The organism is Pectobacterium aroidearum (genome assembly GCF_015689195.1).
GTDB lineage: Bacteria > Pseudomonadota > Gammaproteobacteria > Enterobacterales > Enterobacteriaceae > Pectobacterium > Pectobacterium aroidearum.
Genome location: NZ_CP065044.1, coordinates 4,420,242 through 4,433,301, shown reverse-complemented (window position 1 = coordinate 4,433,301; position 13,060 = coordinate 4,420,242). Strand labels below are relative to the sequence as shown.

The following is a 13,060-nucleotide window of genomic DNA, read 5'->3' as shown; positions in this document are numbered from 1 at the left end:
CCTCTTTACCCCCGCGCCAAAAAAATATGCCCACGATGGTATGCCATCTGCGCCAGATCGGGCGGGTAGGTGTCTGGCACGTGGATTTGTTTGCCTTCGTACTGGGCGAAATTGACGTCGCTGATGGTGCTTTTCAGCTTTTTGATGCGTGGAGAAAGTAGCATTTCCAGCGAGTCGTTGAAGCTGATGAGCCCCATATCAAAGGCCTTGTCATGCAGGTTGGACAGGCAAAGGCCGTTGCTGGGGTTGAGGCGGTGTTCCGCGGCCGTTTTCCACGGGCGAATGTGGCTGGCGACCAGCAGCGCAGGCTCTTCCAATCCGGTCACGCAGCAGCGTTCGCCGTAGTTGCTGAGCACGCGTTTGCGGAATAGCTGCTGCCCAATGCGTGTTTTCACCTGAGCGAGGCGTTCTCCGCCGTGATAATCAGGGATTTCGCTATCGTTGGTTTGGTACGGAGAGGGGGCTGCTGTCGCTTCCGCCGCTCTGGCCTCGAGTGATACCATCGCCTGTTGGCACTGCTGTTCAAATAACTCAGGATTGCTGTCCATCTCTTGCCACAGCGCCCGGTCGGCGTTGGACGCGCCGCGCAAACCGGTGCGACCGGAATCAATAATAAACGGATCGAGACTGGCGAGATTGACCAGCTTCATCGCCAATGCGGAAGGCGTACGGTTGATCAACTTAGCGTAGCGAATGATATCGGGATTACGCGAATGTAGTCTGCCAAACGGTAGCTGACTGTACAGGGTGAAGGCGATCAGTAACTGATCTCGCGTCCAATGGTTGGTGGCAGCCATGCGTGTTTCGTCCGTTCGTTAGCGCATTCGATTAGTGATAGCGCTAACTATGCCAGGCCAATTCGTAAAATGCATCCGTTTGCCTCCGGCTGGATAATTGGTGCTGGCTGCGCTAACGTTCTGACAGCCTTCCTATTATGACGCCGAGAGACTAATGCCCCGTTCTTCTATTCCCTTGTTTCGTCCCCTGTGCGCATTGGCTCTGCTGGTGCTGGCGGGCTGTGCCAGCAAGACCGCGACGACGCCGGAATCGCGGCCTGCTGATGTTCGTGCTCAGGTACTCAAACTGCTGCCGGACAACGTGAAAGATCGTCAGGGTTGGGCGACGGATATCGCTATGGCATTTACTGCGCAGGGGCTCGATCCCAGTAATGAAAATTTGTGTTCGGTACTGGCCGTAACTGAGCAGGAATCGACGTTTAGCGCCGATCCACAAGTGCCGAATTTGTCGAAAATCGCCTGGCAGGAGATTGACCGCCGCGCAGAGAAAGTTCATGTACCGGCGTTTCTGGTGCGTACCGCGCTGCTCATCAAATCCCCTAATGGAAAAAGCTACAGCGAGCGGCTCGATAAAGTACGCACGGAAAAGGAACTCAGCGCGATCTTTGATGATTTCATCGACATGGTGCCGATGGGGCAGACGCTGTTTGGTCGACTAAACCCGGTACATACCGGTGGGCCAATGCAGGTGAGCATCGCCTTTGCTGAAGCTAACGCAAAGGGTTATCCGTATACCGTGGATGGATCGCTTCGTCGCGAAGTATTCAGCCGCCGTGGCGGGATGTATTTTGGCATCAAACATCTGCTGGACTATCCCGCAAATTATCCGCAGTCCATTTATCGGTTCGCGGATTTTAACGCAGGACGGTACGCCAGCCGAAATGCGGCGTTCCAGCGTGCTGTGAGTCGTCTGACAGGTGTTAAGCTGGCGCTGGATGGGGATTTAATCAACTACAGTTCGGATAAAGCCAGCGCCACGGAGCTAGCGGTGCGTGCATTAGGGAAACGTCTGGACATGAGCGACAGCGCGATTCGTCGTGCGCTGGAGAAGGGCAATAGCCTCGATTTTGAAGACACCAGCCTGTATGAACGCGTCTTTGCGCTGGCAGATAAATCGGGCACGAAAGCGCCGCGCGCCATCCTACCGGGGATCACGCTGGAAAGTCCGAAGATCACGCGCAAACTTACCACCGCATGGTTTGCCCAACGGGTTGATGAGCGACGCCAGCGGTGTTTAGCGAGAGCTAAATAGGCAAACACCCTCTACCGAGGGCGTTGCCGTTATTACGGTGAGTCGTGTGTTAAACCGGCCACTGGTTGAGTTTGATGCCGCGTTCTTGCGCATTTTCGCGAAAATCTTCCAGCATCGTGCGGACATCGGGGTCGATGTAGTCGGCGTTGTCGTGTTCCACAATCACGACGCTGTTGGCGGGGATCTTGTTGAGCAAGCTTTGCAGATGCGGGTTGTGTACAAACGTCAGGTTCTGCTGAAAGCTCAGGACAAAGTGATCGCCGTAGCGTGTGAGCTGCATCGCGTTGCGGTGGCTTTTGTAAATGCTGAAAGCCAACTGGGTCACGATGCCAATCCCGATGCCTGCCAGCATCCCAAACACGATGATCCCAATAACGGTCGCGGCGAAAGGCACGAACTGTTGTAAACCCTGACGCCACAGCAGCAGGAACTGTTGCGGAGAAGCCAGCTTATAGCCGGTATACAGCAACACGGCTGCCAGACTGGCAAGTGGAATGACGTTGAGCAAGTCGGTCATAAACAGGCCGCAAAGCAGCAGCAGCACGCCGTGCAGCAGGATGGAAAATTTGGTACGCGCGCCAGCGTTGACGTTGACGGAGCTACGCACGATCACGGCAGTAATCGGCAATCCGCCCAGAAAACCACTGAGCAGGTTCCCGATACCTTGCGCGCGCATCTCTTTATCCGGTGAAGGCGCAGGATGCTGCGGACGAATTTTCTTCAGCGCTTCCTGACTTAACAACGTTTCCAGGCTAGCCACCAGCGCCAGCGTGACCGCGACGACATAAACCGCCGGGTTCTTCCATGCCTGCCAGTCAGGACGCGTCATCTCCCCCATCAACCGTTCCAGACTGCCAAATTCCGGCAGGACAATACGCGGCAGGTTATCGACCATTTCGGAGGACAAGCGCTCACCGTAGACGGTAAAGAGTCCGCCAAAAAGCACGGCGACCAGCGGGCCGGGAAGCCAGCTCAATGCGCTGATTTTCTGCACCGGCTTGGTGGTCCAGAGCCAGAGAATCGCCAGCCCGATCAGACAGACAGTCAGCGCGCTGGCGGAGAATCCAGGTTCGGAAGTGTCGAAGAGCGATGTTAAATCGTCCTCGCCGTCCGAGCCGAAGGCGAGCGGGATTTGCTGAATAATCAGCAGGATGCCGATTGCAGACAGCATGCCTTTAATCACGGTGCCGGGGATGAGCGTAATAAAGCGTCCGGCGCGTAACAGGCCCAGAATGCATTGCAGCACCCCTGCGAGCATGATCGCTAATAGCAATGCTGAAAACGATCCCAGGCTGGCGATAGATCCGGAGACGATAGTGACCAAACCTGCGGCTGGGCCGCTGACGGCATAACGAGACGGACTGAATAGGGTGACGACGATACCGCCGACGACGCCGGTCAACAGACCGACAAAAGGAGGAAGACCACTGGCCTGCGCGATACCGAGGCTCAGCGGCAGGGCAACAAGGAAGACGACGAGCCCCGCAGGGATATCATGTCGGAGTGTACTTAGGTTCATGGGGATGCCTCCTGTTCCTTGGCGTGACGGTGGATGAGTTCTTTCAGATGACCGCTATGCAAGTCGTAGACGCAGCCGAAAACATCAAGTTCGACGCCATGTCGCCAGGCTTTCTGTACGGGTTCACAGGCGATCAGGTGGGCGAACTGTGCCAGCACGTTGGCTTCTACCAGTTGATTCTGGCGCGTGCTGTCATCGGCATCGCCCTCTTGCGAGGCGGCAATGTGCGGTGAAAGTGCCTGACGTAGCGCCGTGATGCGGCGGGAAAGCGCGGAATTCTCCTGAGCGAGCCCCATGTCAGGCAGGTTTACGGCCGCCTGAACGCCGCCACAGCCGTAGTGGCCGCAGAGCACGATGCGGGATACATGCAGGTATTCGAGGGCATATTGCAGCACGCTCATGAAGTTATCGTCTTCAGTGACGACCATATTTGCGATGTTGCGGTGAACAAAAAGCTCGCCGGGCGCAGAGCCCGTTAGCACTTCGGCAGGCACTCGGCTGTCTGAACAACCGATCCAGAGTGAATGAGGCGTCTGGCCCTGCGTGTGCTTTCTGAAATAGTGGGGATGGCGTTGGCGGCGCAGCGTAGCCCAACTGCGGTTTTTGGCTAATAGCGGTTTTAATGTCGTCAAATTAAACTCTCTCTTTTTAGAAAACACAGGGATATTTCCTTCTCAATTGAGAGGGAAGAGGGAACCATTAATTCTTAGCCTCCACTTAATTAAGTTCGGCATAATTTAATTTAGTTCTGGTGTTTTCTAAATTGTGATAAGTATTGAGACTTTTCTTATATTGTTATTTGTTGTTCATATAATCTATTTTTATTTAACTCCTTTAAAAACAATAAATTATTTTTTATTTTTCATGATAAGAAAAAGCTATTTTACTTGAACTGTATTGAGGTGCGGTATTTAATGTTGCATTGATATTGCAGCTTATATCCTTATTGTTACGTCTTTTTTATATAAAGTAATGCGTTATCGACATCCACTTTAATTAGTTAATTAAAGTGACTGAGGTACCAATTATAATTATGTTTGGAAATATAAAATATATTTTACTCGAAATAGCCCAATATAAAGTGTGGAAATAATAGAGGGATAGAGAGGGGGATGAGGATAATACGAATATCTGTTCTTAATAATGACGTGGAGCCGGGCGGTATCGCCCGGCTAAGAGAGAGCATAAGACGTTTGTCGCGTTTCTTTATGATCTACCTTGGTAACCGCGCTTGCGGTAAAGACGGTTGTAACGTCTGCTGTGGGGCGCTGTCGTCAACCTTGAAGCGGCTGACCAGCGATTCCATTTCTATCGCCTGCTCATCCAGTAGCTGGCTGGCAACGGAAGCTTGAGAAACCAGCGTCGCATTCTGCTGTGTGACCATCTCCAGTTGGCTGAGCGCTTCGTTAATTTGCGCGATACCCAGTGACTGTTCATCGGCGGCGACCGCGATTTCATTCACCAGATCGCGAACTTTACGCGTGCCAGAGACGATATCGCTAATCCCACGGTTCGATTGGTTCACCAGCTTTGTTCCTTCACTGACGCTGGCAATACTGTCGGCAATGAGCGCGCGGATTTTGCCCGCTTCATCAGCACTACGTTGTGATAACTGACGAACTTCCGCCGCAACAACCGAGAACCCACGGCCATGCTGCCCCGCTCGCGCGGCTTCGACCGCTGCGTTTAGCGCCAGCAGGTTAGTCTGAAAGGCAATGGCATCAATGGCTGTCACCACAGCGTTTACGCGCTGGCTGGCGTCCTGAATTCTTTCCATTGCGCCGCTGGCTGATTCGGTAATGGTGCCGACGCGTTGCGCCTGATCGTCCACTTCCGTCGTCAGCTGGCGCGCCTGTCCGGCAAAGTCAGCGGTTTGTTTTACCGTGACGGTAATCTCTTCCATGCTGCTGGCGGTTTGCACCAGCGAAGCGGACTGCTCTTCGGTACGCTGCGCCAGATCCTGATTGCCGTTAGCGATCTCGCTGCTGGCACGTCCGATGGTTTGTGAACTGTGCTTAATACTCACCACCATATCGGCGATGTTTTCCAGCGAGGCGTTATACGCCTGATTCAGCTGCGAAAGCTCGTCGGTTCCCGGCACGCGCAGGCGGCGTGTCAGATCCCCGCCCATTTCACGAATGGTCGTCAGGGTTTGCTGAAGCTGCTCGTTGATGCTGCGCATAATCATTGAAGCAAGACCGAGCGCCATGAGCAGAGAAATCAGTGCGCCGGCCAGATAACTAATCCAGGACTGGCGAGCCTCGGCGGCTAAGGTATTCACCTGTGTCGCCAGATCGTTGGCAGCAAGCTGTTCAACCTTTTTCAACTCATCGATTTTCGCCGTTTGCTGGTTAAACCACTGGCTGGCATCAATGCCAAAGTTACCGCCAGGAGAAGCAATGGCTTTATTGCGCATCTGAAGTGCGTTTTGTGCAGACGGATTGTTGAGGGCCTGTTCAAAAGCCTTGCGCAGGTCGGTATTGGCGAACATGTTATAGGCCGTGGTATACGCCTCTCCTTTGCCGACCATCTGGTTCAGGCGCTCAAACATACCGGCAGCAAAGCTATTGGCGGAGAAGGTGTTAGAGAGCACGGCGCGCTCAAGCCCGGCCTGCTCTTTAACGTTCAGCAGGCTGTAATAGGCTGCCAGCCGTTGGGCAATACTGCCGTCGCTGACCAGATGGGTCATATCTCCGACAATGTTCAACAGATAACTGACGGAATCGGAATAGTAGCCGAGCGCCTGAGTGACAGAGATAGACAGGCTATCGATGTTGCGACGATACTCGCCAATCTGTTGCATTCTCTGTGCAATTTTACCGATCTCACCGCTCACGTCGTTACCGAGTTCACTGTCGCTGAGATTCGCCGCTGTTTGCTGAAACTGTTGCTGTGCCCGATCGGTGTCCTGCCGTTGTGTGGTGAGTTCTGAGCCAAACTTTTTCCCCTGACTGCCAAAATAACCCGCACTCATACCCCGCTCGCGCTGTAGCTGGTGAGCGAACTCGCCTGCATCACGTGCCAGCGTGATGAGTTTCGCCATACGGATCATTTCATTTTCTGTGCCACGGCGCTCCATGACGCCGGAAAAACTGAACCACAATAGAGCAAGAATAGGAGGGAGAAGGGCCAGAATGAACTTACTACGGATCGAGATGTGATGAAGGGATTTCATAGGTGTGCTCCATAGCCTGCAAGTAGTCCGTTCCTGACATGTGCAGTTTGCAAAAGTAGACAGGGTTTATTTTAGTTTCGGCGATATGAAGCAATGATTTAGCATTGATGATGCGTCATCCATAAAAAAAGTGCGTCTACTCTGGTTGGACTTCTTTCATAAGAAGATTTCACTATTAGGATATGGTACTACCTCGTTATCTCACTTTTTAATAACCCAATGTAGGTATTTGAATAAAGGACATTCATGCACTGCAAAATAATAGAAGAGATACATAAGAAAAATAGATGAACAGATGGTGGATGTTAATGCAGCGTGGCCCCAGAACATCAGGGCCACGTGAATGTTGAAGAGAGTCTATCAGGGGTGACTTGTCATTGAAGGGTAGCTTTCTCCGTTACCGTTAGTGGCCACGATCCGGTAGTAGTAACGACCAGATGCCGTGCCAGTACGATCGCTGTAGCTATTTTCCGTTACGGTTGCGATAGCCTGATAAGTACCGTTTTCACTGGTAGAGCGCATGACTTTATAGTGCTCGCTACCGGATGACTGTGTCCAGAATAGCGTGTTTATACCATTGCTATTTTGCGATCCCAGATGCAATGGCGCGTTGGGCACCGCTTTGGTGTCACGGGTGTCATTCAGGTAGAGCACGGCGGTAGAACGTGGATCGACGGTGATGTTACCTGAGAGTGTGCGCTGTGATACCAGATCTTCCGCGTTCTTAAAGCCTACCGGCGTTTTCAACACGTAGCGATTGCTGGCGTTGGCATTGATACCGATCAGATAGTGACCGAATCGCGTAGCATAGAAATCGGCCTTACCCCGGAAAGGTTCATCGTTGGATGCATCCTCCGGTTTAATACCCAGTGGCAGCACTTCCCCCGCATAGGCATTAGTCGGTGGGTTCGGTGGCGTATACGGTGTTTTCTCCGGCATGTCGATGCGGTTAGGCCGTGTATAGCTCGTCGTTGAACGGAAAATTGGGGTCGTTTCCAGTACACCGTACTGATCATAGCTCGGCGTGCTGAAATGGAAACGCGCCAGACCGTTGATACCCGTTCCTGCTTTGGCCTGCCAATAAGTGCTCAGCCACAGACGCTCATTGCCCTTTTTGACCGCCACGATAGCGTTTTCTTCATCCGCCCAGGCAAAATCCGGCTGGTCTGCGCTCATCGGCAGTCGTGCGCCGCTGTCGCTTGCGGTTTTGATCGTCTGGTAATCGGCAAAAACATCCAGCGCTTCAAATGCAGACTCTGCGCCGTCGAGGTTGGCAAAGAACTGATTGTCCTCAAGCATCTGTTTGGCATAGCCAATCAGCGTGGCATCCTTACTGGCCGCGGCGACGCGAAGTCCTTTGGCGCGTTCATTGGTATTTACCGCATCGACGTAAGCAAGGAAACCCGCGAAATTACCGTCGCTTTCGTGCGCACCACGCCAGGCTAACAGGCCAATCGCTTCCATTGCACGGTAGTTGGCACCATTACTGATTTCGATCGCGGGACGACGGAATGGCGCACGCGCTTTGGCCATTTTTATCATCTGCTTGCGAAAATCCTCATTGCCCGTCACGCGATAATATTCGGCGAGGTAGGACTGTACTTCACCGTAGCCTGCCCCGAGATAGCCCCATTCGCGAGTCTGACCTTTGTCGGTAACCTGATAATAACGATCGCCGAACGGCGCCCAGCCACCGTCTCCCGGTCCGTTACGATCATCCCCCGTCCAGGGCAACAGGCCGACGGCTTCTTTGATATAACGCTGAGCCGTGGTTTCAGGGAAGGCGCGTGAATCGCTCAGCACCAGCAACCCTTTGTTAGTGAAATAAATATTGGTATTAGCGATGAGTGATTGGTTACTCAAGACCAGACGATTTTTCTGGCGGCCAAATTCGCGGCTGGCAAACAGCATATCAGCCCAGGCCACACGGCGTTTTTTAACTCCCGCGTTGCCATAGTTTACTGACTCATCAAGGCGTGAGGCCGTCAACGCATTCCGAAGGTAATAGATAGCCTGACCCTGAGAGCCAAAATTGCCGCCCCAGTTCTTTGTCGCAATGTTGGTATCGGCGTAGTACTGCGCCGCGTAAGCATCAAGCGTTGCAACGACCTTATCCACCAGACCTGAGTTTTGATAGCTGACTAATTCGGGAACGGACCAGGCGCGTGCCAGATAGCGTAAATCCCCGCCAGACAACGCATCGGTTGTCGAGGGTTTGTTAATAAGCGTTTGGATGCGATTATTCACCGCAGTGCGAAACCGACCGTTTGTGCCAAGGATTTCATCACCCGGCGAAGGGCGGGTCGTTGCGACGGGCTCACTGCCCTGTTTTTCTCCCGCAACATTGAGGAAGGGATCGACATGCGTGTAGGCACGATAAATGCCCCGGCTTGGCTGGTTCATCGCATACTGATAAGGCTTGGTTGATTCCGGGCCTCCTGATCCGAATGGATAGAGTCGTCCCGTTGAAACGATTTTCAAGGTGACGGATGTGCTGCCTTTGGTCATGGAATAAGGTAGCAGTGTGGTGGAGTAGAAAAAGCGTCCCGGTAGCGGCTTATTCCAGTGAGCGACGCTGAGTGGGGCGTAATCACCTTCGTGGCGATAACCTATTTGGTATTCAACGCCATCTTTGATCATATAAAGGTAGAGACGCCCGGTATCTATGTTGCCGTCGTCTTCCCCCCACAGTTTGACGGAAACATAATTGCGACGCAGCGGATCGATCTGCATGGTAAATGTCAGGCTACCGCCATCGACACCGGGTTGCTGAAACGGCAGTAATTTACGTGACGATTCGCCCAGTGCTCCCGCAATAGTCTGGCTGTTGTTTGCATTGAGGTCGTGGCCGCTTTCTGACGTTTTATCGCCAAAGGTAATGCTATCAACGAGGCCTGTCGCCTCTACACTTGCTGCTGAGGCTGAGTTTGCTATGGTGCTTACTGCGTTGAAGGCGGTCGCTGAGGCCAACGCCAGAGTGAGCAGTAAGGCTTTCCTTAGTCGTGCTGGTATCATCGTGTAACTCCTTTTCCCGATTACCATCGTCCATATGTGAAGTATCAAATTTTTGTGACAGCTTAAATACTGACCTATCGTGCCGTGATTGTTTGCTGAATTAAACGATGACTTTTGTATGTAATTCGTGCTTTCTCATCAGCATTTTTGTGATTCTATTAGGCGGGTGACTGTGCACCCGCCGTGAAGAGGTAAAGAAGGGATCAGAACCATTGGCCGAAGCGGCGGATATAGGCGCGTTTGACCAGTTGTGCGACGGTGCAGTAGCCAATCAGCGTGGCGGCCAGCCAGGGGAAATATTCCCACGGCAGCGGCTGCAACCCGACCAGCGGCCCTAGTGGAGAGAACGGCAGGTAGATGCCCATCGCCATCACCAGCCCAGTCATCAACATCACCGGCAGCGCCGCAGTGCTCTGAATAAACGGGATTTTTTGGGTACGCAGCATGTGTACGACCAGCGTTTGTGACAGCAATCCCTCAACGAACCAGCCTGACTGGAATAACGCCTGATGCTCCACGCTGTTAGCGGCAAACACGAACCACATCAGCGCGTAGGTGGTGATGTCAAAAATCGATGATGTTGGCCCGATACACAGCATGAAGCGACCGATATTTTTGGCATCCCATTTACGTGGTTTACGCAGGAATTCCTTATCCATTTTGTCCCACGGCAGCGACAGCTGGGAAATGTCATACATCAGGTTCTGAATCAGCAGATGGATCGCCAGCATCGGTAAGAACGGAATAAAGGCGCTGGCGACCAGCACTGAAAACACGTTGCCAAAGTTGGAACTGGCGGTCATGTTCAGGTATTTGATGATATTACCGAACGTTTCTCGCCCTTTGATGACGCCTTCTTCTAGCACCATCAGGTTCTTTTCCAGCAGAATGATATCGGCCGACTCTTTGGCGATATCCGTGCCGGTATCGACAGAAATCCCGATGTCGGCATCACGCAGGGCGGGGGCATCATTGATACCGTCGCCTAAAAAGCCGACCGTATGATCATTGCCTTGCAGGGCTTTCAGAACACGAGATTTTTGTAGCGGTGTCAGCCGGGCAAAAATGGTGCGCTGTTCCACCAGTACGCTGAGCTGTTCATCGCTGAGCGCATCAATAGCATTCCCTTCCAGTACCTCACCCGGTTCCAGCCCGACATCACGACAGATCTTGCTGGTAATAATCGCGTTATCGCCTGTCAGGACTTTAACGGTCACACCATTTTCATGCAGGGCACGAATGGCGGCAGAGGCACTTTCTTTCGGCGGATCGAGAAACGTCAGCAGGCCGCAGATGGTCAGGTCACGTTCATCCTCAGCGCTGAGCGGCAGCGTGCTGCCTACCGGACTCAGTTCACGGGTGCCGATCATCAGCACGCGGAACCCTTGCTGATTGTAGTTTCCTGCCAGCATTTTCAGCGTGTTGCGGCGTTCATCGTCCAGTTCATAGCGCTGCCCGTTTTCATTTACGTGTGTGGCGACAGACAGCATTTCTTCTACTGCGCCTTTGCAAATCAGGCGTTGCTGGTCGTGCTCATCCGCAACGATGATGGACAGGCGACGGCGAATAAAATCAAACGGCAGCTCATCGATTTTGCGGTAGCGGCCCAGCGCGGCAATGGCAGGGTTATGGCGACCAAACTGCATGATGGCCTGATCCATCAGGTTTTTCATGCCGCTCTGGTGCGCGCTGTTGAGCCAGGCGAGTTGCAGCACGCTCTCATCGACCTGGCCCTGCGTATTCAGGTGATGCTCGAGGATGATGCGATCCTGCGTTAACGTGCCGGTTTTATCGGTGCATAGCACATCCATCGCGCCAAAGTTCTGAATGGCGTTCAGTCGTTTAACCACCACTTTACGCCGTGCCATGGCAATCGCGCCTTTTGCCAGATTGGAAGAGACAATCATCGGCAGCATTTCCGGCGTCAGGCCAACCGCGATCGCCAGCGCAAACAGGCTGGCCTCCATCCAGTCGCCTTTGGTGAAACCGTTAATCAGTAATACGATGGGCACCATCACGATCATAAAGCGGATCAACAGCCAGCTTACGCTGTTCACGCCGCGATCGAAGGCGGTTTGGGAACGGGTACCGACGATAGATTTTGCCAGCGAGCCAAAGTAGGTATGGCTACCCGTCGCTACGACGATAGCTGTCGCCGTACCGCTGGAAATGTTGGTTCCCATCAGGCAGATATTGGATAACGCCAGCAGATCGCTTTCGCCGACGCAGCCAGTAGGCTGAGAGCCTTTGGCGCTGATATCGCTGAACACGTCGTATTTTTCGATCGGCAGCGATTCACCGGTCAGTACCGCCTGACTGACGAACAGATCGCGTGATTCCACCAGCCGGACATCCGCAGGCACCATATCGCCAGCGGAGAGGAACAGCATATCGCCGGGTACCAACTGCTGAAGCGGAATTTCCTGCATGACGGCCGTGGCGCTGGCGTGAGGGCGACGCAGTACGGTGGCCGTTGTCCGCACCATGGATTTCAGCGCTTCTGCGGCTTTATTGGTGCGAAACTCCTGCCAGAAGCGCAGCAGGCCGCTCAGGCTCACCATTACCAGAATGATGATCACACCGGTGAGTGACGTCTCTTCGTTATGGCGCAGCGGTAGCCAGTAATCGGTGAAAAAGCTGATAGCGGCCAGCGCTGTCAGTACGTAAATAAACGGGTTATTAAAGGCGGCTGCCAACTGCACCAGCGCGTGCGGCGCTTTCTCATGGGCGACGCGGTTTTCGCCATAGGTCTGCTGACGTTCAATGACGTCATCATGGCTTAAACCATGCAGATGGGTATTCAGGTTAGCCAGCGTTTGGTCGAGGCTGTTTTGTGCCTCGCGGGCAATCGCAAAGGTGGCCGTGGGGGTTTTACGGGCGCGGCGATACCCCGTTTGCGTGATCATATCGGTCATGATACTGCTCTCTTAATGTAGCCTGTCCGCCACGCACGGGCGCGCATCCCGGATAAAGGGACGTAAAGCGGAAAAAAATAAAGGTATTAAGGGAGGTAAACGGCGCAGGCAGAGAGAACAGAGAGGTCGGGGAAGAAGACGGTCCTTATTCTAACGGATGCGGTTTACCGGGCCATCTAGGGTGCTCGTCCATGTTGTCTCCTTATCGCCGTGCGGCGAGATATTAAATAGACCGCATCGTCGGCTGACGAAACAGGGTCGTAGAATTGAGTATTAGAAACAGAACTCATAGTGTAGTGGTGCAACAATAACCTCGTTTGCCTAAACCGCACGTCAACGTTTGTTCATGAGTCAGAGCGAATGTGCTTGTCGCCTGTCAGCAGGCGC

7 protein-coding genes are annotated in these 13,060 nt (G+C 53.2%); 1 reads left to right on the top strand and 6 read right to left on the bottom strand.

Translation table 11 applies throughout. From position 1 onward, the window contains the following. Positions 1 to 5: 5 nt before the first annotated feature. Positions 6 to 797, bottom strand: a complete 792-nt coding sequence (locus I2D83_RS19720; protein WP_205947173.1) for an HNH endonuclease — start codon at positions 795 to 797, stop codon at positions 6 to 8. A gap of 154 nt (positions 798 to 951) precedes the next feature. Between I2D83_RS19720 and I2D83_RS19715 the strand changes: the two genes are divergently transcribed. Further along, positions 952 to 2,049, top strand: a complete 1,098-nt coding sequence (locus I2D83_RS19715; protein WP_205947172.1) for a DUF1615 domain-containing protein — start codon at positions 952 to 954, stop codon at positions 2,047 to 2,049. Positions 2,050 to 2,098: 49 nt separating this feature from the next. Here I2D83_RS19715 and I2D83_RS19710 read toward each other — a convergent pair whose 3' ends face one another. The 5 genes from I2D83_RS19710 to mgtA form a co-directional block, all read right to left on the bottom strand. Continuing rightward, positions 2,099 to 3,568 (bottom strand): SulP family inorganic anion transporter, encoded by a 1,470-nt coding sequence (locus I2D83_RS19710; RefSeq protein ID WP_205947171.1) that lies wholly within the window; start codon positions 3,566 to 3,568, stop codon positions 2,099 to 2,101. Beyond that, complete coding sequence (locus I2D83_RS19705) at positions 3,565 to 4,200, bottom strand: carbonic anhydrase (protein WP_182100414.1); 636 nt, start codon at positions 4,198 to 4,200, stop codon at positions 3,565 to 3,567. Before I2D83_RS19705 ends, I2D83_RS19710 begins: the two co-directional genes overlap by 4 nt. 581 nt (positions 4,201 to 4,781) lie before the next feature. Further along, entirely contained in the window at positions 4,782 to 6,743 is a 1,962-nt protein-coding gene (locus tag I2D83_RS19700; protein WP_205947170.1) for a methyl-accepting chemotaxis protein, read from the bottom strand. Positions 6,744 to 7,103: 360 nt separating this feature from the next. Beyond that, a complete protein-coding gene (locus tag I2D83_RS19695) occupies positions 7,104 to 9,758 on the bottom strand; it encodes a fibronectin type III domain-containing protein (protein ID WP_205947169.1) in 2,655 nt (884 codons plus the stop codon). 203 nt (positions 9,759 to 9,961) lie between these two features. Next, positions 9,962 to 12,673 (bottom strand): magnesium-translocating P-type ATPase, encoded by a 2,712-nt coding sequence (gene mgtA, locus I2D83_RS19690; RefSeq protein ID WP_194431512.1) that lies wholly within the window; start codon positions 12,671 to 12,673, stop codon positions 9,962 to 9,964. Between the last annotated feature and the right edge of the window lie 387 nt (positions 12,674 to 13,060).

Coding starts and splice junctions, on each gene's coding strand:
- I2D83_RS19700 (WP_205947170.1), bottom strand. CDS start 6,743: ATGAAATCCCTTCATCACATCTCGATCCGTAGTAAGTTCATTCTGGCC.
- I2D83_RS19720 (WP_205947173.1), bottom strand. CDS start 797: ATGGCTGCCACCAACCATTGGACGCGAGATCAGTTACTGATCGCCTTC.
- mgtA (WP_194431512.1), bottom strand. CDS start 12,673: ATGACCGATATGATCACGCAAACGGGGTATCGCCGCGCCCGTAAAACC.
- I2D83_RS19695 (WP_205947169.1), bottom strand. CDS start 9,758: ATGATACCAGCACGACTAAGGAAAGCCTTACTGCTCACTCTGGCGTTG.
- I2D83_RS19710 (WP_205947171.1), bottom strand. CDS start 3,568: ATGAACCTAAGTACACTCCGACATGATATCCCTGCGGGGCTCGTCGTC.
- I2D83_RS19715 (WP_205947172.1), top strand. CDS start 952: ATGCCCCGTTCTTCTATTCCCTTGTTTCGTCCCCTGTGCGCATTGGCT.